Raw genomic sequence first — 21,451 nt, 5'->3', positions numbered from 1 at the left:
TCGTCGGTACGCTTGCCGCATGTACGGATACGGCCAGCCGATGGACGGTGCAGCGCAGCAGCAGTACGCGCCGCCGCAGGAGCAGATGCCGGGCGGCATGGCGGGGGGCTACGGGCAGCAGCAGCCGCTGTACCCCGAGCCGTCGCCGCCCTCGCTCGCGGACGCGGTCCGTGCGTTCACCACCGGGCAGATGTCCGCGGAGGACTTCCAGCAGATCTTCGCCACGTCCAAGGTGTACTGCCCGCGCGGCGACACCCCTGGCTTCCTGGCGCTGCACAACACCCAGCAGCCGGTGATCCCGATGTTCACCTCGCTGAAGGAGCTGCGCCGGTACGCCGGCAAGGAGTCCAAGTACTTCGTGATCACCGGTGCCGAGGTGATCGACCTGCTGCCGACCGGGTACGGCTTCGTCCTGGACATGGAGGGCGAGCACCGCATGGTGTTCGACGCCAAGGCCGTGGAGCAGATGGTCGACTTCGCGATGCGCAGGATGTACGGCTGAGCACCTCCCTCCGGTGAGGGACTCGTCCAGGGCCCTCCCGTGAACTCCTGCTGGACCTCCCCTGCCGCGCCGCCGGATACCCGTGGCGGCGATCGAGCGGGTGGCCGTCACGGGCGCCGCCCGCTGCGCGCCGACCGTCGTCCTGCGCGAGGAGCGGCTGAAGCGGTGGCCGCTGCCTCCGGGGCCCCATCGCAGACCGCGATGGCGGGCCGCGGCACCACCGGCCCCTCCCTCGGCGGTCTCCTTCTCGCCGTGGTCGTCGGGGGCGTGCTGCCGGTCGTCGGCGGGGTGCTCGTGGCGCCCGCGGTGGCGGCACCGACTCCGTGACGGGCGTCTCGGCGAGGAGTCGAGGATCCGGGAATGTCCCGCGAGCTTGCGCCGTTGTGGGTGGCAGAAAGTTGAACACTCAACTAGAGTGGCCGCACAAGGAGGTACCGACATGCCTGCAGTGACCGTCGAGAACCCGCTGGCTCTGCCCCGTGTGGCCGCGCCGGCCGACGCCGTGGCACGGCCCGTGCTCACCGTCACGACCGCGCCGAGCGGTTTCGAGGGCGAAGGCTTCCCGGTGCGCCGGGCGTTCGCCGGGATTAACTACCGCCATCTCGACCCGTTCATCATGATGGACCAGATGGGCGAGGTGGAATACGCGCCGGGCGAGCCCAAGGGCACTCCCTGGCACCCCCACCGCGGCTTCGAGACCGTCACCTACATCATCGACGGGATCTTCGACCACCAGGACTCCACCGGTGGCGGCGGCACCATCACCAACGGCGACACCCAGTGGATGACGGCGGGCAGCGGCCTGCTGCACATCGAGGCGCCGCCGGAGTCCCTCGTCATGTCCGGCGGTCTCTTCCACGGCCTGCAGCTGTGGGTGAACCTCCCGGCCAAGGACAAGATGATGGCCCCGCGCTACCAGGACATCCGCGGCGGCAGCGTCCAGCTGCTGAGCACGCCCGACGGCGGCGCGCTGCTGCGCGTGATCGCCGGTGAGCTGGACGGGCACGCCGGTCCCGGCATCACGCACACGCCGATCACGATGATCCACGCGACGGTGGCGCCGGGCGCGGAGGTCACGCTGCCGTGGCGGGAGGACTTCAACGGGCTGGCGTACGTGCTCGCCGGGCGCGGCTCGGTGGGCGCCGAGCGGCGTCCGATCCACCTCGGCCAGACCGCCGTCTTCGGCGCCGGCTCCTCGCTGACCGTCCGTGCGGACGAGAAGCAGGACTCCCACACGCCGGACCTGGAGGTCGTCCTCCTGGGCGGGCAGCCCATCCGTGAGCCCATGGCGCACTACGGGCCGTTCGTCATGAACACCAAGGAAGAGCTGATGCAGGCGTTCGAGGACTTCCAGAAGGGCCGCCTCGGCACGATCCCGGCAGTCCACGGCATGACGGAGACGGGTCCGCAGAGCTGACGCCATGACGGAGACGGCTCCCCGGGGGCCGAGGCCCGGCCCCCGGGCCGGCCGCGGCTGACCGCGACCGGCCCCGGCCGGTCCCGACTGACCGGGACCGGCCGGGGCCGAGCGGGGCTGACCCTTCGTCACCCCACTCACCCGGGCGGGCCGTCCGTGCAGGACAGTTCGGGCGGTGCGTGATCCGCTGGTGGGGTGCGCCTGCTGCCCGAGCCCGTCCGACGTCTCGCCGCCTGGTGTGCCGTCGTGCTGCTGGTCTCCGGGGTGGTGTGGATCGCGGTTCGGCTGTGCGTGACGTTCCGTACGGCCGTGACGCCCGTGCTGCTGGCGCTGCTGGGATCCGCGCTGCTGCGGCCCCTGTTCCGGCGGCTGGTGCGGGCGAAAGTCAACCGGTCGCTGGCGGCCGGGATCACCTGCGCCGCCGTCCTGCTCGTCGTCGGCGGCGTCGGATACGTGGTGGCCCTCGCGCTGATCGACAGCGGGCAGCAGATCGCCTCCTCGCTGGAGAACGCCGCGAAGTCGCTGACCGACCGCTTCGGGGTGGCCGGGACCTCCCTGAAGGACCTCGCCTCCCATGGCCGGGAGCTGCTGTCGAAGTTCGGCGGGACGGCGGTCTCCAATGTGATCAGCGGGGTCAGCGTGGTCGCCGAGTACATCGCCATGGCCGTGCTGGCCCTGCTGCTGGTGTTCTTCTTCCTGCGCGACGCCGACCGTGCCCTGCGCTCCCTGCGCACGCTCGCCCCGGGCGACACCGCCGACGTGACGGAGGCCATGGCACGGCGGGCCTTCGCGGCCGTCGAGGGCTTCATGCGCGGCACCACGCTCATCGCGTTCATCGACGCCGTCTGCATCACCGTCGGCCTGCTCGTGCTGGACGTGCCGGGGGCCTTCGGACTGGGCGCGCTGGTCTTCGTCGGCGCCTACATCCCCTACCTGGGCGCGTTCATCTCGGGCGCGGTGTCCGTGCTGGTCGCGTTCGCCGACCGGGGGTTCGTCGTCGCGCTCTGGGTGCTCGGGGTCGTGCTCGCGGTGCAGGTGCTGGAGGGGCATGTGCTCCAGCCGATGATCCAGAGCCGGACCGTGCAGCTGCATCCGGCGGCGGTGCTGCTGGCCATCACGGCGGGGGCGTCGGTCGCCGGGATCGTCGGGATGCTGCTGGCGGTGCCGCTGACGGCGGCGGCGTTCGGGATCGCCCACGAACTGCGCGAGCGCTACACCTAGGGACGCGAGCGCCGGACCTGTGCACGTGCCGTCATGTGAGGACGTACGGTCACAGCTTGTCGCGCGGGGGCTCGTACAGCTCGAACCAGATGCTCTTGCCCACCCCCCGCGGCTCGACGCCCCACGCGTCCGCCAGCAGCTCGATCAGCAGCAGCCCGCGCCCGGAGGAGGCCAGCTCGCCGGGCCGGCGCTTGTGCGGCAGCTCCTCGCCGGCGTCGGTGACCTCCACCCGCATCCGCCGCTCGCGCTTCTCGCCGCTCACCTCGGCGAGCAGCAGCGCGTCGGTGTCGGTGTGCACGAGGACGTTGGTCAGCATCTCGGACAGCAGCAGCACCGCGGAGTCCACCTGCTCGGAGGACGACCAGTCGTGCAGCAGTTCCCGCAGCTGCTGCCGGGCCACCGAGATCCGCTCGGGCTCGGCCTGCGCGACCGTGAGGAGGGTGCGCCGGATCTCGGGCCGTACGGCCACCGCGCCACCGGGGGCTTCGGGGTGCCGGTTCAGCAGCAGTACGGCTATGTCGTCCTCGCGACGGTCGGCGAGCGGGCCGGTGGTGTAGTGCGAGGAGGGCCCGTGCACGCCCTGGACGAGCGCGTCGGCCAGCTCCTCGGTGTCGCCCTCGTGCTGCTCCAGGATCGTACGGACGCGCTGCCAGCCGGTGTCCAGGTCGTGGCCGCCGGTCTCGATCAGCCCGTCCGTGCAGATCATCATCGTCTCGCCGGGTTCCAGGGTGAACCGGGTCGTCGGGTAGTCGGCGTCCGGGTCGACGCCGAGGGGCAGGCCGCCCGCCGTCGGCCGCATCAGGACCGTGCCGTCCGCCATACGGATCACCGGGTCCGGGTGCCCGGCGCGGGCCACCTCCAGGACTCCGGTGCGGGGGTCGACCTCGGCGTACAGGCAGGTCGCGAAGCGCAGGTCGGTGAAGTCGCCTTCCTCGGTGCCGCCCACGATGCCGTGCAGGAACCGGGAGGCGCGGGAGAGGACCGCGTCCGGGCGGTGGCCCTCGGAGGCGTAGGCGCGCAGGGCGATGCGCAGCTGGCCCATCAGGCCGGCGGCGCGCACGTCATGGCCCTGGACGTCGCCCATGACCAGGGCGAACCGTCCCGCCCCGCCCTTGGTGCGGCTGAGGGCGGGCCCGCCGGGCAGCGGGATCATGTCGTACCAGTCGCCGCCGACCTGGAGGCCGCCGCCGGTGGGGACGTACCGGGCCGCCAGGTCCATGCCGGGGACCTCGGGGCCCAGCGTGGGCATCATCGAGCGCTGCAGCCCCTCGCTGAGCTCCCGCTCGGTCTCCGCGGTCCCGGCCCGCGAGAGCGCCTGGGCGAGCATCCGGGCCACCGTCGTCAGCACCGAGCGCTCGTCGGGCGTGAACGCGACCCGGTGGGTGAAGGCGGCCATCCAGGCGCCCATGGTGCGGCCCGACGCGGTCAGCGGCAGGAACGCCCAGGAGCGGCGGTTGAAGCGCTGGGCGAGCGGCCAGGTGAGCGGGTAGCGGGCCCGGTACTCCTCCGGGGAGGAGAGGTAGACGGCCCGGCCGGTGCGCACCACTTCGGCGGCCGGGTAGTCCGTCTCCAGCGCCATGTGCACGAAGGGGCCCTCGTCGCCGGGCCGCTGCCCGTGGTGGCCGATGATCGTCAGCCGGTCGCCCTCCACCCCGAACACGGCGAGACCGTCCGGTGAGAAACCGGGCATCGACAGTCCGGCCGCCACCCGCAGCACCTCCGCCGTGGACCGTGCCTCGGCCAGCGCGCGTCCGGCGTCCAGCAGGAACGCCTCCCGGGAGCGCCGCCAGTCGCCGGTGACCGTGCTGCCCCCGGCCGGGGATCCCGGTGTCGGCTCGGTGACCTCCTGGAGGGTGCCGATCAGTTCGTAGGCCTTCTTGCGCCGGTCGTACTTCGGCCGGGAGCGGCTGCGGACGACCCGGATGATGCGGCCCCGCTCGTCCATGACCCGGACGCGCACCTCGGCGAGGGTGCCCTCGGCGACGGCCAGCTGCACCACGCCGGTGATCTCGTTCCAGTCGACGGGGTGCAGACGGGCGCGCACCTGGGCCTCGGTGAGGGTGACCTCCTCGGCGGGCAGCCCGAGCAGCCGTGCCGCCTCGGCGTCGGCCGTGACCAGCCCGGTGGAGGTGTCCCAGTGCCACACTCCGGTCGCCAGGGAGGCGAGAACGTCCCCCACGGCGGGCAGGGGGGGCTCACCAGTGCGCATTGCCCCACTGTAAGAACAGGCTCTCGAACACTGCCACCGAAGGCGTACGGGCACGCGTCCCGGGAACCGTCGCGGTCGCCTCGCGCGAATGCCGCCCACGCCCCGCGTGAATGGGGGAGAGCCGAGCGTGGGGCGGCCGGTACCCTTGGTAGGTCCGGGCCGGTCCGTGTCCGCGCCCCGGTGATCCCCGATCCGCGAAGACTGGATGAACGACGATGCATCGGTACAGGTCCCACACCTGCGGCGAGCTCCGCGCCTCTGACGTCGGCACCGGCGTCCGGCTGAGTGGCTGGCTGCACAATCGGCGCGACCTGGGCGGCATCCTCTTCATCGATCTGCGCGACCACTACGGCATCACGCAGCTGGTCGCCCGTCCCGGCACGCCCGCCTACGAGGCGCTGGACAAGCTCTCCAAGGAGACCGTGGTCCGGATCGACGGCTCGGTTGTTTCACGTGGAACCGAGAACGTGAACCCCGACCTGCCCACCGGGGAGATCGAGATCGAGGTCGGCGAGGTGGAGGTGCTCGGCGCCGCGGCCCCGCTGCCCTTCACGATCAACACCGAGGACGGGGTCAACGAGGAGCGGCGCCTGGAGTACCGCTTCCTGGACCTGCGCCGCGAGCGCATGCACCGCAACATCATGCTGCGTACGGCCGTGATCTCGGCCATGCGCCAGAAGATGGCCGCGATGGGCTTCAACGAGATGGCGACGCCGATCCTGTCCGCCACCTCCCCCGAGGGCGCCCGCGACTACGTGGTCCCCTCCCGTGTGCACCCGGGCAAGTTCTACGCGCTCCCCCAGGCACCGCAGCAGTTCAAGCAGCTGCTGATGATCTCCGGCTTCGACCGCTACTTCCAGATCGCGCCCTGCTTCCGCGACGAGGACGCCCGCGCGGACCGCTCGCCGGGCGAGTTCTACCAGCTCGACATCGAGATGTCCTTCGTCGAGCAGGAGGACATCTTCCAGCCGGTCGAGAAGCTGATGACCGAGCTGTTCGAGGAGTTCGGCAACGGCCGGCACGTCACCTCGCCCTTCCCCCGGATCCCGTTCCGCGAGGCGATGCTGAAGTACGGCTCCGACAAGCCGGACCTGCGCGCCAAGCTGGAGCTCGTCGACATCACGGACGTCTTCGAGGGCTCGGAGTTCAAGGCGTTCGCGGGCAAGCACGTGCGCGCGCTGGCGGTGCCGGCGGTCCAGGACCAGCCGCGGAAGTTCTTCGACCAGCTGGGGGACTACGCGGTCGCGCAGGGCGCGAAGGGCCTGGCGTGGGTCCGTGTCGGCGAGGACGGCTCGCTGACCGGCCCGATCGCGAAGTTCCTCACGGAGGAGAACGTCGCGGAGCTGACCAAGCGCCTGTCCCTGTCGGCCGGTCACGCCGTCTTCTTCGGCGCGGGCGAGTTCGACGAGGTATCGAAGATCATGGGCGCGGTGCGGGTGGAGGCCGCACGCCGGGCCGGCCACTTCGAGGAGGACGTGTTCCGCTTCTGCTGGATCGTCGACTTCCCGATGTACGAGAAGGACGAGGAGACCGGCGGGATCGACTTCTCCCACAACCCCTTCTCGATGCCGCAGGGCGGCCTGGAGGCGCTTGAGACCCAGGACCCGCTGGACATCCTGGGCTGGCAGTACGACATCGTCTGCAACGGTGTCGAGCTGTCCTCCGGCGCGATCCGGAACCACGAGCCGGAGATCATGCTCAAGGCCTTCGAGATCGCGGGCTACGGCCGTGAGACCGTCGAGGAGAAGTTCGCCGGCATGCTGCGGGCGTTCCGCTTCGGCGCCCCGCCGCACGGCGGCATCGCCCCGGGCGTCGACCGCATCGTCATGCTCCTGGCCGACGAGCCCAACATCCGCGAGACCATCGCCTTCCCGCTCAACGGCAACGCCCAGGACCTGATGATGGGCGCCCCGACGGAGCTGGACGAGTCCCGCCTGAAGGAACTGCACCTGTCGGTGCGCAAGCCGCAGCCGAAGTAGGCGGCACACGGATCGCGAAGGCGCCCAGGACCTGGTCGGTCCCGGGCGCCTTCTTCCGCGCGGGTCATGTTCGGGGGTGCGGGAGTTCATGGCGCGGCCGGAGCAGGGGCCCGGGCAGCAGTCGCCGAGGCGGCTGAGCTCAGAACCCGAGGTAGGTGATCTGCACCACGTAGACCCGCTCGCTGCGTACGACGACCTGGTACGTGAACATGCCACCAGGCACGATGATGTCGCCGCCCCTCGGATCGGGGCTCTGGTGGGCCCGGCCGTGGAGGTGGAACGCTTCGGCGGCTCTGACCAGTTCGTCCGCCCTCCGCTCCACCTGCGTGAGGAAGGCGGACGGTGCCGTGCGGGCGGCTTCCTCGGCGCCGAAGGCGTACTCCCACTTCCAGCTCAACGGCGTACTGCCTTCATGGCTTCGTCCAGTACGGCGGTCAGCTCCCGAAGAGCTTCTTCGGCGAGGGCGGGATCCTCGTCCTCCAGGCCGCTCTCCGCGCGCTCGAAGCGAGCGGAGAGGTCGGGGCGGCGGGCGATCTCGATGTCCCGGGCCCAGCGGAGAACCCAGCTCTGCACAGGGCTCACGGACTGCCACTCGATCGCCTTGGCGAACGCCTCGTCTTTCGTGGCCTGCATTTCCGCGAGGCGGCCCGGGGCCACGACGGCGAGAGCCTGGCGCAGGGCGTCGGGTGTGTGCTCGGGGCGGGGGATCAGCTCGTGTCCGTGGTCGGGCAGTGTGCTCATGGTGTCCTCCAGGATTGCCCCAGCCAGGGTATCCGGCGGGGCCTTCATCAGGAGGGGGCGCCATACGTCGTGGGCGTGTGCCACCGCTGCTCGTCCCTTCTTGCTTCGTAGCGAGGCAGGCCCTCGCTGGAGATCGTCCAGTCGGCGATGGTGACGTTCTCGCCGTAGACGAAGTCCTTGCGGGTGGCGTAGCGGGGGACGTCGGGGCTGGGGTGGATGTCCGCGAAGACGGCGCCGGTGCCCGTGCGGGGGCCGAAGATCGTGTAGACCGGGACGCCGATCAGGGGGTAGTCACGCAGCTTGGTGACCCAGTCGTTGTCCGGGTTGGACGTAGCAGGCCAGCCCGATGGCGAGCAGGGACAGCTCCGGGTGCTGGGCCGGGTCGTTGCCGATCACTGTGAAGTTCTCGGTGTGGCGGACGTGGGCGTGGACGACGCCGGCGGTGCGGTGCCCGGCGGGGTGGTTTTTCGCCGGGATACGGGGCTGGGCGCCCGCGGGCGCGCTACGGTTTTCGGTATCCATCGGGAAGAGTCCTTTTCTTCCTCGGTGGTCAGGCCCTCGCACTGGGATGGCAGTCCCGGCGAGGGCCGTCGCATGTCTGTGGTGGTGCCTTGCCGCGCTGAGCGTAAGGCATGCAACCCGTCCCGAATCCAGCTCAGTTGGGCATATTCACTCGCCGGAGTGAGTTTGCGGCGCGGGAGGGAGGGGTGGGGCTTGGTGGGGTGCTTTCTCCTCAGTGGGTAGTGCATAGGGAGCGCAGGCAGGACCGGAGATTGGGCGGTCAGGTTCCGGTGATTCCCGCGATGGGAGGGTGAGTTCGGCCCATACCGTTTTGCGGGGCGGCAGGCCGTGGGTGACTCCCCAGCGGTCGGCGAGGGCCGCTACGAGGGTCAGGCCGCGGCCGGCTTCGGTGGTCGGGTTGGTGGGTTGGCGATACGGAAGCTGGTCACCGCGCGTGTCCGTGACCTCGATGCGGAGGATCTCGCCGACCACGTAGAGCAGGAGCTGGAAGTTCCGGCTGGGGACGCGTCCGTGGGTGGCGGCATTGTTCGCCAGTTCGGCCACGATGAGCCGCGCCGGGTCCAACGGGAGTCCCCAGGTGCGCAGTTGTTCGGTGGCGAGCAGTCGGGCGAGGCGGGCACCTCGCGGTGTGGGGGACAGCAGGACGCTGAAGTTGCGGATGGACCTGCCGGGTCGGGGGAGTTTCTGGTTCACGTCACTCAGCGTGGCCGGATGCGCCTACCGTGAGGCGTGACGTCCCGGTTGCGTACGGTGACTGTCCGGTCGTTGTCCGGTGGTGTCCGGGCTTGTCGGGGCGTCGCGTACGGGTAGGGCGTGGCTGGCACGAGGCGGTACGACGGAGGGGCGCGCGCATGTCGGTGGACGGCGAGGTTCGGCGGCTGAGGACCGAGGCTGACGAGCCGGGGTGGGAGGTGGACCCGGACGACGAGTGGGGCGTGGCCGTGGTCACCACCGTGGGACGGCAGTTGAAGCTGCGGCGGGAGGCCGTGGGGATGCGGGCCGGCGACTTCGGGAAGGCCGTGGGGTACGGCGAGGACCTCGTCTACAAGATCGAGAGCGGGAAGCGGATTCCCCGGCCCGAGTATCTGGACAGGGCGGACGAGGTGCTGGGGGCGGGTGGGCTGCTCTCGGCGATGAAGGAGGACGTGGCGAAGGTCCGGTACCCGAAGAAGGTGCGGGATCTGGCCCAGATGGAGGCGCGGGCGGTCGAGATCGGGGTGTACGAGAACAGCAACATCGCCGGTCTGTTGCAGACTTCGGACTACGCCAGGGCGCTGCTGGAGTCGTGGCAGCCCGCCTACGCGCCGGGGGACTTGGAGCGCCGCGTAGCCGCCCGTGTCGCTCGGCAAGCCATCTATGAGCGATGCCCTGCGCCGGCGCTGAGCTTCGTCCTGGAAGAGGGGACGCTCCGGCGCAATGTTGGAGGCACAATGGTCCGGCGGCAGCAATTCGAACGCTTGCTGGAGGTGGGACAGTTGAGCAGTGTTTCCCTCCAGGTGATGCCGATGGACAGTGCGCCACACCCCGGCATGAGCGGCAGGATCGAGTTGCTGAAGTTCGAGGACGGTACCGCTGTGGGGCGCTCCGACGGTGCGTTCAACGGCCGTCCCGTCACTGACCTGAGGCAACTCCGCATTCTTGAGCTGCGGTATGGCAGCATCCGGGCGCAGGCTCTCCCGCCAGGGGAGTCGCTGGCCTTCATCGAGCAACTGCTGGGAGAAACATGATCCGCAAGGCCCCCGCCGGTGACGCCTCCGAACTGGCGTGGTTCAAGAGCAGCTACAGCAGTGGCCCTGACGGCGACTCCTGCATCGAGGTTGCCACCACCCCCGGCACCATCCACGTCCGCGACTCCAAGTACCGGGACGCCGGCCCTCGCCTCGCGCTGGAGCCGCAGGCGTGGGCGGACTTCGTGGCATACGCGTCCGGGAGCCGGCCTCTCGGCTGACCCCCGGAGGCAGGCAGCAGGGTCCGGGGAACCGGGCCGGCCACTCCTCGCCGCGGGGACCGGCGGCGTCAGAACTCGAGCCGAGGTGGTGTGTCAGATCATGGTGAGCCGGCTCACCAGCAGGTCCACCCTCCGCTCGGTGTCCTGCGGCGGGAGCCGTCGCGCCCGGGTCAGGGTGGCCAGTCCGTGCAGCGCAGCCCAGAACGTCTCGGTGAACAGTCCCGGGTGGACACCGTCCCCGGCGACCTCGCCGAGGCTTTCCAGCAGGGCACCGAAGGCGTCCTTCAGCGGCTCCGGGGTGTCCTCGTGTGCGAACGCCAAGCCACCGTCGAGCTGGAACATGGCGTCGTAGACCGCCGGGTTGCGCTCGGCGAAGTCGAGGTAGGTGCGGGCCAGGGCGGTGACCCGGGAGCGGGGGCCGTCCGCGGCGGAGGCCGCGGCCCGTAGCGCCGCGGCCATCTCGGTGGCGCCTTCGAGGGCGACGGCGCCGATGATCTCGCGCTTGCCGCGGAAGTGGCTGTAGAGAACGGGCTGGCTGTACTCGATGCGTTCGGCGAGCCGGCGGGTGGTGACCGCGTCCCAGCCCAGCTGTTCGGCGAGTTCGCGGGCCGTGGCCACGATGAGGCGCTCGCGGTCCGCCCGTTCGCGCTCCTTGCGTTCCTGTACCGACATGCTCCGATCCTAGCACTGCTAGACAATCGAGCGGCAGCAGTACTAGCGTTGCCTCATCGGCTAGCAGTGCTAGATCCCTGGAGGGTCATCATGCTCAGCGCACTCGAGGTGTTCACCACCGTGGTTGTCGGCGTGATGGTGGGGGTGGAGTTCTCCGTCGCCTTCGTCATCAACCCGATCCTCAACGCACTCCCCGAGGACAGTGGGCAACTCGGCCGCGCCCACGGGGGCCGGATGCTCGGCGCTGTGATGCCGGTCTGGTACATCACCTCGCTTGTCCTCGTCGCGGTCTGGGCCGTCGCCGGATGGCGCCACCCCGGCGCCGGCCTCACCGTCACCGCCGGCGTGCTGCTGATCCTCAGCGTGATCATGTCGATCCTGCTGCTCGTCCCGATCAACAACCGGGGCAAGACGTGGACCCCCGAGAACCGACCCGAGGACTGGAAGGAGCAGATGAACCGCTGGGACCGCTTCCACTACCTCCGCGTCGCCGTGCTCATCGCCGCCTTCGCCCTGCTGGTCGCCGCCCTCACCTGAGCCCGCGGACCGGCACCGCGCTGGTGGCGATCACGACTCGATACGCGCCCTGGTCGGCCCTAGTCGTCGGAGTCGTCGGAGTCGGCGGGGTCGTCGGGGGAGGCGCCGTCCTCCAGGAGGCGTTCGGCGATGTCGTCGGACCAGTGCTGGGCCCAGGCGCGCAGGGTGGGGATCTCCCGCGGCTGGACGCCGTACGCGGTGAAGGCGGTGTCCGGGTACCAGTCCGTGCCGGTGAGGCGGGACTGGAGGGTGGGCAGGTCGAAGGGGTCGTGGGCGTGGCGGCGGCCCAGCTCCTCCAGGCGGGGGAAGCCGAAGCGGGCTGCGGCGGCCCGGGCGTCGATCAGGTCGACGGCGGCGCCCCGGTCGTACAGGGCGCGGATCTTCGTACCGACCGCGTCCTCCAGGCACAGCGTGGGACCGGCCTCGGTGAGCACGGGAGGGTGCCAGAACGCCTCCTTGTGCAGGGCCAGCGTGCACTCCTCGCCCGTCGGCGGATCGGTCACGGCGAGCTGCGCCGACAGCGGGGCCACGGACACGGTGCGCACCTGACGGCCGCGCGCCTCCAGGGCGGTGCGCATGTCGGCGGCGATGCGGTCCATCGGCTCGCCGCTCTCCGTCGCGACGTCGACGTTGGCGTGCGGCCGGGTCCGCAGGCCGTGCGCCTGCAGGGCGTACCCGCCGGCCAGGACCAGCCCGTACGGGCTGCCCGCGGTGACGGTGTCGCCGAGGAGACGCTGGTGGGTTGCGGAGAGGTTCACGGGAGCTCCATGCGTGCAGGACGCCGGGTTCGAAGCCGTGCCGACAGCGCGCCGGTGCGGACACGCGACCGCCCCGGGAGGGGGGCTCCTCGGGGCGGTGTGCGATGTTCTACGGCGTCACGCCGTCGGCTTCTCCTCGAGACGCGGGAAGAGCACCGCGCCCTTGGTGACCGTCGAGCCGGCGGGGAGCCTGCCCCAGGTGCCGGCCTCCTGGACCCGCTGGCCGGCCAGGGCGCCCAGGGACGCGTCGGCGCCCAGGGAGTCCCACAGCTTCTGGGAGGTCTCCGGCATGACCGGGTTCAGCAGGACGGCGACCGCGCGGAGGGACTCCGCCGCCGTGTAGAGGATCGTGGCCAGGCGGGCCCGGCCCTCCTCGGAGTCGTCTTTGGCGACCTTCCAGGGCTCCTGCTCGGTGATGTAGCCGTTGACCTGCTTGACGAAGTCGAAGACGGCCAGGATGCCGCCCTGGAAGTCCAGCTCGTCGCCGATCTTCCGGTCGGCCTCGGTGACCGCCTTGGCCAGTCCGTCGTGGATCGCCTTCTCGGCCTCGCCGTCGGCCGTCGCCTCGGGCAGGGTGCCGCCGAAGTACTTGCCGACCATGGCCGCCACGCGCGAGGCGAGGTTGCCGTAGTCGTTGGCCAGCTCGCTGGTGTAGCGGGCGGAGAAGTCCTCCCAGGAGAACGAACCGTCCTGACCGAAGGCGATCGCCCGCAGGAAGAACCAGCGGTAGGCGTCCACGCCGAAGTGCGAGGTCAGGTCCTGCGGCTTGATGCCGGTCAGGTTCGACTTCGACATCTTCTCGCCACCGACCATCAGCCAGCCGTTGGCCGCGACCTTGCGCGGCAGCGGCAGACCCTGGGCCATCAGCATCGCCGGCCAGATGACCGCGTGGAAGCGGAGGATGTCCTTGCCGACCAGGTGGACGTCCGCCGGGAAGGTCGACTCGAACTTCTCCGGGTTCTCGTTGTAGCCGACCGCCGTGGCGTAGTTCAGCAACGCGTCGACCCACACGTAGATCACGTGCTTGGGGTCCCACGGGATCGGGATGCCCCAGTCGAAGGTCGAGCGGGAGATCGACAGGTCCTGGAGGCCCTGGCGGACGAAGTTCAGGACCTCGTTGCGGGCCGACTCGGGCTGGATGAAGTCGGGGTTCGCCTCGTAGTGGGCGAGCAGCTTGTCGCCGTACGCGCTCAGCTTGAAGAAGTAGTTCTCCTCGCTGAGGATCTCGACCGGCTTCTTGTGGATCGGGCACAGTTTCTGGCCCGCGTACTCGCCCTCGCCGTCGAGCAGCTCGCCGGGGAGCTTGTACTCCTCGCAGCCCACGCAGTACGGGCCCTCGTAGCCGCCCTTGTAGATCTCGCCCTTGTCGTACAGGTCCTGGACGAACTCCTGGACGCGGTCGGTGTGCCGCTTCTGCGTGGTGCGGATGAAGTCGTCGTTCGCGATCTCCAGGTGCTCCCACAGGGGGCGCCAGGACTCGGTGACGAGCTTGTCGGCCCACTCCTGGGGCGTGACCCCGTTCGCTTCGGCCGTGCGCATGATCTTCTGACCGTGCTCGTCCGTGCCGGTGAGGTACCACACCTTCTCGCCGCGCTGACGGTGCCAGCGCGTGAGCACGTCGCCTGCGACGGTCGTATAGGCGTGGCCCAGGTGAGGAGCGTCGTTGACGTAGTAAATGGGGGTGGAGACGTAGAACGCCTTGTCACCCTGCTTCTCGGATCCAGTGGCCGCCATGGTCGAAATCCTACTGGCCCCGTGAAGATCGACTCACATGCGTTTCGTGGGGTGGACGAGGCCGGACGTGACTCCGTCCACCCCACGGGCGGGGTTCGGCGGGACGCTACGGGCGCCAGGCGGCCAGTACGCCCTCGTAGAACTCCTTGTCGGTGAGCTCGCGGGGGGCGGGGCCCGCGTGGAAGAAGGAGGTGTTCTCGGTCTTCAGTTTGCGGAGGTAGTCGAAGGCCTTGTTGTCGTGCTCGCCGAAGGCGACGAAGGAGAAGAAGACGGCGGGGTGGTTCTTCGCCGCCTCGGTGAGGGACTGGGTGGCGGGGGTCTTGGCGTCGGGGGCGCCGTCCGTCTGGAAGATCACCAGGGCGGGGGCGGTCGCGCCGTCCGTGGACTTCGCGTGGTGGGCGAGGACCTCTTCGACCGCCGCGTGGTAGCTCGTACGGCCCATGCGGCCCAGGGAGGCGTGGACCTCGTCGATCTTGTTCTCGTGGTCGGTGAGGGTGAGCTCGGCGGTGCCGTCCACTTCGGTGGAGAAGAACGTCACGTGGACCGTGGCCTCGGGGTCGAGGTGGGCGGCGAGCGCGAGGGTCTGTTCGGCGAGGGCCTGGGCGGAGCCGTCCTTGTAGTACGGGCGCATGGAGGCCGAGCGGTCGAGGACGAGGTAGACCTTGGCGCGGGCGCCGGTGAGGTCGTTCTTCTTCAGGGCGGCGGTGGCGGCCTTGTAGGCGGTGGTGAGGGCCGCTGCGCGGGTCTTCACCTGGGCGAGGGAGGTGGCGGGCTTGGCTGCCTGCGCTTCGGCCTCGACCTCGGCTTCGGCCTCGACCTTGGCCTCGACCTCGGCTTCGGCCTCGACCTTGGCCTCGACCTCGGCTTCGCCTTCGGCCGGGTTTTCGTTCCCGACCGCACCGCCCGTGGGGCTTTCGTCGTCGGGTGCGGGTGGCCCCTGCGGGGCTTCCTGAGCGTCGGCGGCTTGCGGTGCGTTCGTCTCCGCCGCCTCCGCCGCCTCCGCCGTCTCTGTCGTCTCCGCGGTCTCCGCCGGCGCCGGCTCAGACGTCGGCTCCGGGGCGTCCGCTGCTTCCGCCTGGGGTTCCGCCTTCGCCTCCGGTTCCGGGGTCGGCTCCGGTTCCGGGGTCGGCTCCGGCTCGTTCCCAGACTCTGCCTCTGCCTCTGCCTCCGGCTCAGGCTCCGGGGCCTGGGCCGGCGTCTCCGTCGTCGGTTCCACCGGCTTCGCCGGCTTGGGGACCGTGACGTTGTCGAAGGCCGCCGCCACCAGTTCGTGGTCCTCGCGTTCCTCGCGAGGTGCGGTGCGGGGGTCGGGCACATGGGCCGTGACCGGGGCCGAGGGTGCGGGCGCGGAGTCCGGGGTGGGTTCCGGGGCCGGGGACGGGACCTGGGCCTTCGGCTCCGGGTGCTGCGCGGCCGCGGGGGACGGCTCCTGGGTCGGAACCTGTTCCGCACCCTCTGCTTCGGCCGTACGCCCCTTGCGTGAGCGGCCGAACGCGTTCCGCAGGCGAGTGAGAATGCCCATGTGCGCAACCCTTCGCGTGAGTTGTTCCCGTCGATCCCTGGCCAGGACGGACACGTAAGGTTAGCGGCCCTTGGTGGTGATCTTGGGCAGGGGACAGCGTCGGGGGCGGGACCGTGTCAAGGCCGGGTCGCCGCGGCCTGGAGCACGTGGAGGGTGAGGTCGACCAGGAGGGCCCGGTGGTCGGTCTCGGCCAGGCGCAGAAAGCGGGCGTGGTCCCCGGAGAACTCGTCCGAGACCAGCACGTGGTCGATCTGGGCGCCCAGGGTGGGTGTGGTGCGGGCCGGCCAGCTGGGGGTGCGGTCGGAGCCGGCTAGGCGGGCCGCGTCGCGCAGACCGGTGTCGAGGATGCGGCGGAAACCGGCGTGATCCTGGGAGGCGTTGAAGTCACCGGCCAGGACGGTGGGCGTCGTGCGGTCGGCCGCCGCGAACGCCCGCAGCCTGCCGAGCTCCCGGTGCCAGAGCGCGACCTGGCCGGGCAACGGTGGTTTGGGGTGCGCGAGTTGGAGTCGTACGGGATGCCCCCGTACGTCGGCGACGGCGCCCGGCATGCCCATCTGGCCGCGGACACCGGCCGTGCCCTTGAGCGCGTACCTGCTGAGGATGATCGAGCCCTTCGAGCCGGCCGCCGCCACCGCCCGGCGGTAGGGGTAGTCGCCTCCGACGTCCTGCCGCAGCAGGTCCTGGCACGCGTAGTCGCACTCCTCCACGAACACGATGTCGGGCCGCTCACGGCGGATCACCGGGACGAGGGCCGGCGCGGCGCGGCCGAACTCCACGTTCGAGGTGAGGACCCTGACATGGGCGACCGGGGCGCCCGTCGGCTCCGCCACCCTGCCGTACGGCTCGATGAACCACGCCAGCAGGCCGAGGACCACCACGCCCCACACCGCCCCGAACCACCAGCGGCCGAGCAGGGCGAGCGCCAGCCCCAGTCCGGTGGGGACGAGCAGCCACGGGAGGAAGGCGAGCAGCTGCGGCACGGGCGTCACGCCGTCGCTGTCCGCGAGCCGGCAGCCGACGACCACGCTCACCCCGGCGAACAGCAGCCCCGCGCACCAGGCCCGGGCCCTCGCACGCCCTCCCCGGAGCCCTTCCCCGTAGGTCCGGTCGGTCTCGTACTGGGTCGCGGCCACGGCCCTGGAGCCTACGAGGCACGGCCCGCGCGCGCCAGGAGATCAGGCGTCGACGCGTGTCGGCTCCGGCGGCTGGGACTGCGTGGGTGCGGAGGAGGCGCGCCGGCGGCGTCCGAGAAGGAGGCGGAGGCGCGGGCGTGGACGAGGCCGGTTGCCTCGGCCGGCTCGGTCCTTGCCGGCCGTGCGGCGGCGGGTGAGCCAGGTCAGGGCGGCCACCGTCAGCCCGAGAGCCATCAGCAGCCACGAGACGGTGCGCAGGGTGGCCGTCAGGGCGTCGTAGACGGCGGCCGCGGCCGGCCGGGAGACCTCGTCGGGCAGGTCGGACAGGGTCAGACTGCGGCCCACGGCGAGGGCGAGGGCGAGCAGCGCGCCGCCGAGGGCGGTGCCGAGCGCGGTGGCGGTGAGCGCGCGGCGGCGGCAGACGGCCAGCGCGATCCCGGCGACGGCGAACACCACGGCCGCGACGGGGAGCCAGAAGCCGGCGACTTCGAGCACGTGGAATCCCTTCCGCAGACGGCCCAGCTCCTGGGCCGGGAGCAGGGCGACCTCGGCGTGCTCGACGGGGATGCGGTTCGCGAGCGGCACGTGGTCCTGGGCGAGCCGGGCCTTGACGTTGGCGGTGACGGGGGCGAGGTCGACGGTGACCGGGCGGTCGCGCCCGGCGGGGTCGTCGCGCAGGGCGCGCAGGACGGCGTCGTGGGCGGCCCGGTTGCCCTCGTTCCACGCGGTGCGGAAGGCCGCGGTCTGCGTGAACGAGTGGAGCGCGTCGTGCACGAAGGGGGCCACGGTCGCCCGCATCACCCGGGCGTCCACCTGGCGGCCGATCTCGTCCAGGATGCCGTTCCCGACGGTGTCCGCGACCGCCTCGCGCACGTCCGGGTCGGCGGCGAGCGGGGCCATGGTGGTGACGTAGCGGCCGGTGTCCGTGAGCCCGTACGCCGCCCAGGCCGACAGCGCGCCGAACGGCACGAGCAGGCACGACAGGGTGATCAGCACGGCCGACAGGCCGCTTCGCAGAGGTCGGGACACCCTTTCAGCGAATGCCGTCGGCACCGGCTCCGCCAGTGGAGAGGCGGCATTCGGGTGACGCCGGGTGAGCGCGCGGCGCCGGACGGTCAGCCTGGCGTACCAGACCCCGCGAGGCCTGATGCGCAGGCCTCATGCAGCAGACCTCATCCAGCAGGCTTCATGCAGCGGGCCTCGCGCGTCAGCGGACGCGGTGACCCTGTGCGTCCTCGTGCGTGTAGAACCAGTAGAAGCAGAACAGCCCCACGAGAACGCCGAACGCCAGCGACAGGCCGACGGTCAGCAGGACGGACTCCCCGGACTGGCTGTACAGGAACCCGAAGGCCGCGGCGGAGAAGAGGAACCACACGAAGGCGTGCAGCTCGCGGGACAGCCGCGGGGCCAGGTACAGCATGCCCGCCATCAGCACCGTGAAGACGATCACGGTCACGAAGCCGAACACCAGGTTCCCGGTCGTGATCGGTCCGCCGGAGCGCCGGTCGGCCGCGGCCCAGTAGCCGTAGACGAGGCCGATGGCGAAGGGACCCGCCCACCGTCCGACGCTGTGCGCCCGGTGGCTGAAGAAGTCGGGCGTACGGGGCTGCCGGGTGGCCGGGGTGGTGGTGCGGGCGGGAACGGGTGCCGCGTGAGCCATGAGAGCGCTCCTCTCTCCTCGTCGCCCCCGCCTACCAGAGCACACCTGGGACGGATCCCTGGCAAGTCGGCGGACGCACATTCCTACCCGCCTTTGCGGCCGCAGCGGTTACTGCGGTTACGGTGCTGTCCGTACGCGACCGACGACGCGGGGGGACCATGCCTGGAACCGTGCTGCTGCTCGCGGCCTCGCCGGTGGGCAGGGGGCGTCTGGTGGACGCCGCGTCCGTGCTTCCGGTGCTGGCCGCCGTCGAGCCGGCCGTGCTGTCCGGCACCGACACCGCGAGCGTCGTCGAGCTCGCCGACCCGGTGGAGCCGCAGGCCGTCCTCACCCGGCTGCGCGCCGCCGCGGCGTCCCCCGCTCCGCTGACCGTCTTCGTCACCGGGCAGTTGCAGCTCGACCGCCGCCAGCGCCTGCCGCACCTGGCGCTGGCCCGCACCACGCCCGCGACCGTCCGCTACACCGCGCTGCCCTGGCACTGGCTGCGCGAGGAGCTGCGGCTGCGTCCGGACGGCACGACCACCCTCGTGGCCGATCTGTACGCGGACGAGGAGAGCTGGCGGCAGCTGCGCGAGCGCCCGCTGGAGGTGGGCCGCACCGTCGCCGTGTACGGGCGTATCGCACCGCCGCCGTCGCGGCGCACGGTGGCGGTCCCGGCGTACATGAAGGCGGTGGCGACGATCCTGCGCAGCGGGCACCGGCCGCCGCTGGAGCAGTTGCACGAGCAGGCGCTGGCACGGCTGGCCGGCGGCGCGGAAGGGGCCGGCGCGGCGGGCGCTGGTGCGGTGGGGGCCGGTGTGGAGGGCGGCCCGGGCATCGTGCTCGCCGCGCGGCGGCGGGCGGTGGCCGACCCGCACGCCGCCATCGCCGCCTGGGTGGAGTCCGGGCGGCACGGCGACGCCGACGCGCTCGCCGCCCGCTGGGAGCAGACGGCCGTACGGGCGTACGGGGCGGCCTCCGAGGACGCGCTGCACTGGACGGAGGTCCGCGCCGACCTGGCCATGTTCGCCGGGGACGCGGCCCGCAGCTGCCGTGCCTGGCTCACCGTCGCCGCAACCCGGCTGGCCATGGGGCAGAGCGCCGACGCGCCCGCGGTCGAGGCCGCCGTCGACCGGGCGCACCACCAGTGGGGACGGATCCGCGAACCCGAGCGAGCCCGGGAACTCGGGCCTGTTCTCGCCGAGTTGCGCGGGCGCGTCCCCGGGCGGCGGCGGGGAGCGCTGGACGACGTGCGGCGGCAGCTGCGGCAATTGCAGAGCCAGAGCTGACGCTACGTCAGATCATAGATGGGTACGGGCCCTCCCCGGGTGCCGTTCGTGGTGCCAGAATGGTGAGTTATGGCTGAGGGGGACGGCGTGGCCGGCCGAGGGATCCGGGTCCGGCTGGACGGGAGCGCGAGCAACAACGACGTGGCCGCGTTGAAGGCGTGGCTGGAACGCGAGAAACCGCTGGACGACCGGGTCCGCGACGGGCAGTTGCAGATCCTCGAACGGCCCCGCCCGGGCGGGCCGCCCGGGCACATGGGCGCGGGCATGGAGATCCTCCTGGTCGTGATCGGCGCGGGCGCCGAGGCCGTGTTCCGGGAACTGCTGGAGCAGACCAGGCGGGCGGTCGAGGCCTGGCTGGAGAACCGCCGCCGGGTCGAGAGCGGCGATTCACCCGAGGCCCGCGTCGATCCGGTGAACCCCGACCAGGGGTAGCCCGTGAGCCGCTTCGACCCGCGCGGGCAGGAGAACCGGGCGCTGCTGGTGTGCGTCTCGGAGTACGACCACACCCAGCCGGGCGAGCCGGACGGGGTCCCCGGCGATCTTCCCGCGGTCAAGCACAACCTCAACCGGCTCCGGTACGCCCTTCAGCGCGGCGGGGTGTTCGACGAGCGGGAGATCGTCGTCTGCCGCTCGCCGTCCCTGGACGACTTCACGGAGGAGCTGCACACCGCCGCCCAGGAGGCCGAGGGGCTCCTGCTGTGCTACTTCGCCGGGCACGGCGCGGTGCCCAGCGCCGGCAACGAGCTCTTCCTCCAGATGCGCAACGCGCGCGTGGTCGCGGGCGGGCGGGCGGTGTTCCCGGGCGCGGACGCGTTCACCGGGGTGCTCACCGTGCTCGCGGGCAGCGGGGCCCGCAGGATCGTGGTGATCCTGGACTGCTGCTACGCGGGCAACGCCGCCAGGGTGTGGCACGACTTCGTGCACCGCCACAGGGTCCTGCTGCTGATGGGCGTGCAGGCCAACCGCCTCATCGACTCGGGCGACGGCAGCGGGCCCACCCCGTTCACCGAGGAACTGGTGCGGCTGCTCGGCGCTGACGAGGACCTGTCGGCGCTGGACCTCTTCACCCGGGCGCGCCAGGGGATGCTCCGGGCGGACCGCACGACGACCCTCGGGGACCTGTGGGAACCCCAGTTCGTCGCCGAGCCGGGCACGGACGTACTGCTGACGGCCCGTTCCGCGGGCCGTGAACGGCCACTGCCTGCCGGACCGACGGCTCCCGGCGAGGCCGGCCCGGCATCCGGGCCCAGCCCGGCATCCGGGCCCAGCCCGGCATCCGGGCCGGGGCCCGTGCCCGGGCCGGAGTCCGGTGTCGATCCCGGAGCGGGGTCTGTGTCTGCGCCCGGTTCTGGGGCGGGGTCGTTACCCGGGCCGGGTTCCGGGGTCGGGTCCGCGCCGGGTTCTGGGGCTGGGCCTGTGCCTGAGCCGGACTCTCGGGCGGGGTCTGGGTCTGCGCCGGGCCCTGGAGTCGGGTCTGTGCCTGTGCCGGATTCCGGGGCGGGGTCTGTGTCTGCGTCGGGTTCCGGGGCGGGGCCTGTGCCTGCGCCGGGTTCCGGAGCGGGGTCTCTGTCCGCGTCGAGTTCCGGGGCCGCGGCTACGCCCGCCTCGGGTTCTGGGGCCGGCCCTGT

General features: G+C 71.6%; 22 protein-coding genes and 2 pseudogenes. 11 read left to right on the top strand and 13 right to left on the bottom strand.

What is annotated here, in order from left to right:
- Positions 1 to 19 precede the first annotated feature (19 nt).
- From R2S09_RS01350 to R2S09_RS01335, 4 genes are all read left to right on the top strand, one after another.
- Positions 20 to 502 carry an SseB family protein gene (locus R2S09_RS01350; RefSeq protein WP_030177540.1) on the top strand — a complete coding sequence of 161 codons (483 nt, stop codon included), beginning with the start codon at positions 20 to 22 and terminating at the stop codon, positions 500 to 502.
- A 165-nt stretch (positions 503 to 667) separates the two neighbouring features.
- Positions 668 to 829, top strand: a complete 162-nt coding sequence (locus tag R2S09_RS01345; protein WP_306184693.1) for a hypothetical protein — start codon at positions 668 to 670, stop codon at positions 827 to 829.
- 112 nt (positions 830 to 941) lie between these two features.
- Positions 942 to 1,919, top strand: coding sequence for a pirin family protein (locus R2S09_RS01340; RefSeq protein ID WP_306184696.1), 978 nt, complete (start codon positions 942 to 944; stop codon positions 1,917 to 1,919).
- A gap of 195 nt (positions 1,920 to 2,114) precedes the next feature.
- The gene (locus tag R2S09_RS01335) at positions 2,115 to 3,140 is read left to right on the top strand and encodes an AI-2E family transporter (RefSeq protein WP_316739282.1); all 1,026 of its coding nucleotides are present in this window, start codon (positions 2,115 to 2,117) and stop codon (positions 3,138 to 3,140) included.
- A gap of 49 nt (positions 3,141 to 3,189) precedes the next feature.
- Here the strand turns inward: R2S09_RS01335 and R2S09_RS01330 are convergent, their stop codons facing one another.
- Complete coding sequence (locus R2S09_RS01330; RefSeq protein WP_316739281.1) at positions 3,190 to 5,349, bottom strand: SpoIIE family protein phosphatase; 2,160 nt, start codon at positions 5,347 to 5,349, stop codon at positions 3,190 to 3,192.
- Between the two features lie 215 nt (positions 5,350 to 5,564).
- Between R2S09_RS01330 and aspS the strand changes: the two genes are divergently transcribed.
- Positions 5,565 to 7,328, top strand: a complete 1,764-nt coding sequence (aspS, locus tag R2S09_RS01325; RefSeq protein ID WP_316739279.1) for an aspartate--tRNA ligase — start codon at positions 5,565 to 5,567, stop codon at positions 7,326 to 7,328.
- 139 nt (positions 7,329 to 7,467) lie between these two features.
- Here aspS and R2S09_RS01320 read toward each other — a convergent pair whose 3' ends face one another.
- The 5 genes and pseudogenes from R2S09_RS01320 to R2S09_RS01300 form a co-directional block, all read right to left on the bottom strand.
- A complete protein-coding gene (locus R2S09_RS01320; RefSeq protein ID WP_316739278.1) occupies positions 7,468 to 7,725 on the bottom strand; it encodes a hypothetical protein in 258 nt (85 codons plus the stop codon).
- Entirely contained in the window at positions 7,722 to 8,069 is a 348-nt protein-coding gene (locus R2S09_RS01315; protein ID WP_316739277.1) for a hypothetical protein, read from the bottom strand. Before R2S09_RS01315 ends, R2S09_RS01320 begins: the two co-directional genes overlap by 4 nt.
- A gap of 47 nt (positions 8,070 to 8,116) precedes the next feature.
- A pseudogene (locus R2S09_RS01310) lies at positions 8,117 to 8,398 on the bottom strand (hypothetical protein); the annotation flags it as partial.
- On the bottom strand, positions 8,361 to 8,591 hold the full coding sequence (locus R2S09_RS01305) for a hypothetical protein (protein ID WP_306184707.1): 231 nt from the start codon (positions 8,589 to 8,591) through the stop codon (positions 8,361 to 8,363). The pseudogene R2S09_RS01310 and the gene R2S09_RS01305, both read right to left, overlap by 38 nt.
- A 147-nt stretch (positions 8,592 to 8,738) precedes the next feature.
- Entirely contained in the window at positions 8,739 to 9,284 is a 546-nt protein-coding gene (locus R2S09_RS01300) for an ATP-binding protein (RefSeq protein ID WP_316739276.1), read from the bottom strand.
- Between the two features lie 158 nt (positions 9,285 to 9,442).
- Here R2S09_RS01300 and R2S09_RS01295 point away from each other — a divergent pair, with 158 nt between their 5' ends.
- Positions 9,443 to 10,318: a helix-turn-helix transcriptional regulator gene (locus R2S09_RS01295; RefSeq protein ID WP_316739275.1), complete on the top strand. Its 876-nt coding sequence runs from the start codon at positions 9,443 to 9,445 to the stop codon at positions 10,316 to 10,318.
- Positions 10,315 to 10,539, top strand: a complete 225-nt coding sequence (locus R2S09_RS01290) for a DUF397 domain-containing protein (protein WP_316739274.1) — start codon at positions 10,315 to 10,317, stop codon at positions 10,537 to 10,539. Before R2S09_RS01295 ends, R2S09_RS01290 begins: the two co-directional genes overlap by 4 nt.
- Before the next feature lie 93 nt (positions 10,540 to 10,632).
- Here R2S09_RS01290 and R2S09_RS01285 read toward each other — a convergent pair whose 3' ends face one another.
- A complete protein-coding gene (locus tag R2S09_RS01285) occupies positions 10,633 to 11,211 on the bottom strand; it encodes a TetR/AcrR family transcriptional regulator (RefSeq protein WP_316739273.1) in 579 nt (192 codons plus the stop codon).
- Positions 11,212 to 11,301: 90 nt separating this feature from the next.
- On the opposite strand from R2S09_RS01285, the gene R2S09_RS01280 reads away from it, so the two are divergent.
- Entirely contained in the window at positions 11,302 to 11,748 is a 447-nt protein-coding gene (locus R2S09_RS01280) for a DUF1772 domain-containing protein (protein WP_306184712.1), read from the top strand.
- Positions 11,749 to 11,807: 59 nt separating this feature from the next.
- Here the strand turns inward: R2S09_RS01280 and R2S09_RS01275 are convergent, their stop codons facing one another.
- The 6 genes from R2S09_RS01275 to R2S09_RS01250 all read right to left on the bottom strand — a co-directional run bounded on the left by R2S09_RS01275 (position 11,808) and on the right by R2S09_RS01250 (position 18,555).
- Positions 11,808 to 12,506, bottom strand: a complete 699-nt coding sequence (locus R2S09_RS01275; RefSeq protein WP_316739272.1) for a hypothetical protein — start codon at positions 12,504 to 12,506, stop codon at positions 11,808 to 11,810.
- A gap of 117 nt (positions 12,507 to 12,623) precedes the next feature.
- On the bottom strand, positions 12,624 to 14,240 hold the full coding sequence (metG, locus tag R2S09_RS01270; protein ID WP_306184716.1) for a methionine--tRNA ligase: 1,617 nt from the start codon (positions 14,238 to 14,240) through the stop codon (positions 12,624 to 12,626).
- A 106-nt stretch (positions 14,241 to 14,346) separates the two neighbouring features.
- Positions 14,347 to 15,762: a VWA domain-containing protein gene (locus R2S09_RS01265; protein WP_316739271.1), complete on the bottom strand. Its 1,416-nt coding sequence runs from the start codon at positions 15,760 to 15,762 to the stop codon at positions 14,347 to 14,349.
- A gap of 116 nt (positions 15,763 to 15,878) precedes the next feature.
- Positions 15,879 to 16,895 (bottom strand): endonuclease/exonuclease/phosphatase family protein, encoded by a 1,017-nt coding sequence (locus R2S09_RS01260; protein WP_306184719.1) that lies wholly within the window; start codon positions 16,893 to 16,895, stop codon positions 15,879 to 15,881.
- A 42-nt stretch (positions 16,896 to 16,937) separates the two neighbouring features.
- Complete coding sequence (locus tag R2S09_RS01255) at positions 16,938 to 17,924, bottom strand: hypothetical protein (RefSeq protein WP_316739270.1); 987 nt, start codon at positions 17,922 to 17,924, stop codon at positions 16,938 to 16,940.
- 178 nt (positions 17,925 to 18,102) lie between these two features.
- Positions 18,103 to 18,555, bottom strand: coding sequence for a hypothetical protein (locus R2S09_RS01250; protein ID WP_306184721.1), 453 nt, complete (start codon positions 18,553 to 18,555; stop codon positions 18,103 to 18,105).
- Between the two features lie 158 nt (positions 18,556 to 18,713).
- Here R2S09_RS01250 and R2S09_RS01245 point away from each other — a divergent pair, with 158 nt between their 5' ends.
- The 3 genes and pseudogenes from R2S09_RS01245 to R2S09_RS01235 all read left to right on the top strand — a co-directional run.
- A complete protein-coding gene (locus R2S09_RS01245; RefSeq protein ID WP_316739269.1) occupies positions 18,714 to 19,823 on the top strand; it encodes a hypothetical protein in 1,110 nt (369 codons plus the stop codon).
- A 69-nt stretch (positions 19,824 to 19,892) separates the two neighbouring features.
- Entirely contained in the window at positions 19,893 to 20,255 is a 363-nt protein-coding gene (locus tag R2S09_RS01240) for an effector-associated constant component EACC1 (protein WP_306184723.1), read from the top strand.
- 3 nt (positions 20,256 to 20,258) lie between these two features.
- A pseudogene (locus tag R2S09_RS01235) lies at positions 20,259 to 20,852 on the top strand (caspase family protein); the annotation flags it as partial.
- Positions 20,853 to 21,451: the final 599 nt, after the last annotated feature.

Source organism: Streptomyces sp. MK7, from assembly GCF_032658145.1.
GTDB classification, from domain to species: Bacteria; Actinomycetota; Actinomycetes; order Streptomycetales; family Streptomycetaceae; genus Streptomyces; species Streptomyces spiralis.
Note: the sequence above shows the minus strand (reverse complement) of the source record. Positions and strands in the feature narration are given on the sequence as shown.

What these genes read in the sequence shown, in the direction of transcription:
- R2S09_RS01315 (WP_316739277.1), bottom strand. Translation starts at nt 8,069, where the DNA reads ATGAGCACACTGCCCGACCACGGACACGAGCTGATCCCCCGCCCCGAG.
- R2S09_RS01280 (WP_306184712.1), top strand. Translation starts at nt 11,302, where the DNA reads ATGCTCAGCGCACTCGAGGTGTTCACCACCGTGGTTGTCGGCGTGATG.
- R2S09_RS01245 (WP_316739269.1), top strand. Translation starts at nt 18,714, where the DNA reads ATGCCTGGAACCGTGCTGCTGCTCGCGGCCTCGCCGGTGGGCAGGGGG.
- R2S09_RS01250 (WP_306184721.1), bottom strand. Translation starts at nt 18,555, where the DNA reads ATGGCTCACGCGGCACCCGTTCCCGCCCGCACCACCACCCCGGCCACC.
- R2S09_RS01340 (WP_306184696.1), top strand. Translation starts at nt 942, where the DNA reads ATGCCTGCAGTGACCGTCGAGAACCCGCTGGCTCTGCCCCGTGTGGCC.
- R2S09_RS01240 (WP_306184723.1), top strand. Translation starts at nt 19,893, where the DNA reads ATGGCTGAGGGGGACGGCGTGGCCGGCCGAGGGATCCGGGTCCGGCTG.
- R2S09_RS01350 (WP_030177540.1), top strand. Translation starts at nt 20, where the DNA reads ATGTACGGATACGGCCAGCCGATGGACGGTGCAGCGCAGCAGCAGTAC.
- R2S09_RS01305 (WP_306184707.1), bottom strand. Translation starts at nt 8,591, where the DNA reads ATGGATACCGAAAACCGTAGCGCGCCCGCGGGCGCCCAGCCCCGTATC.
- R2S09_RS01285 (WP_316739273.1), bottom strand. Translation starts at nt 11,211, where the DNA reads ATGTCGGTACAGGAACGCAAGGAGCGCGAACGGGCGGACCGCGAGCGC.
- R2S09_RS01295 (WP_316739275.1), top strand. Translation starts at nt 9,443, where the DNA reads ATGTCGGTGGACGGCGAGGTTCGGCGGCTGAGGACCGAGGCTGACGAG.
- R2S09_RS01290 (WP_316739274.1), top strand. Translation starts at nt 10,315, where the DNA reads ATGATCCGCAAGGCCCCCGCCGGTGACGCCTCCGAACTGGCGTGGTTC.
- R2S09_RS01265 (WP_316739271.1), bottom strand. Translation starts at nt 15,762, where the DNA reads ATGGGCATTCTCACTCGCCTGCGGAACGCGTTCGGCCGCTCACGCAAG.
- R2S09_RS01330 (WP_316739281.1), bottom strand. Translation starts at nt 5,349, where the DNA reads ATGCGCACTGGTGAGCCCCCCCTGCCCGCCGTGGGGGACGTTCTCGCC.
- aspS (WP_316739279.1), top strand. Translation starts at nt 5,565, where the DNA reads ATGCATCGGTACAGGTCCCACACCTGCGGCGAGCTCCGCGCCTCTGAC.
- metG (WP_306184716.1), bottom strand. Translation starts at nt 14,240, where the DNA reads ATGGCGGCCACTGGATCCGAGAAGCAGGGTGACAAGGCGTTCTACGTC.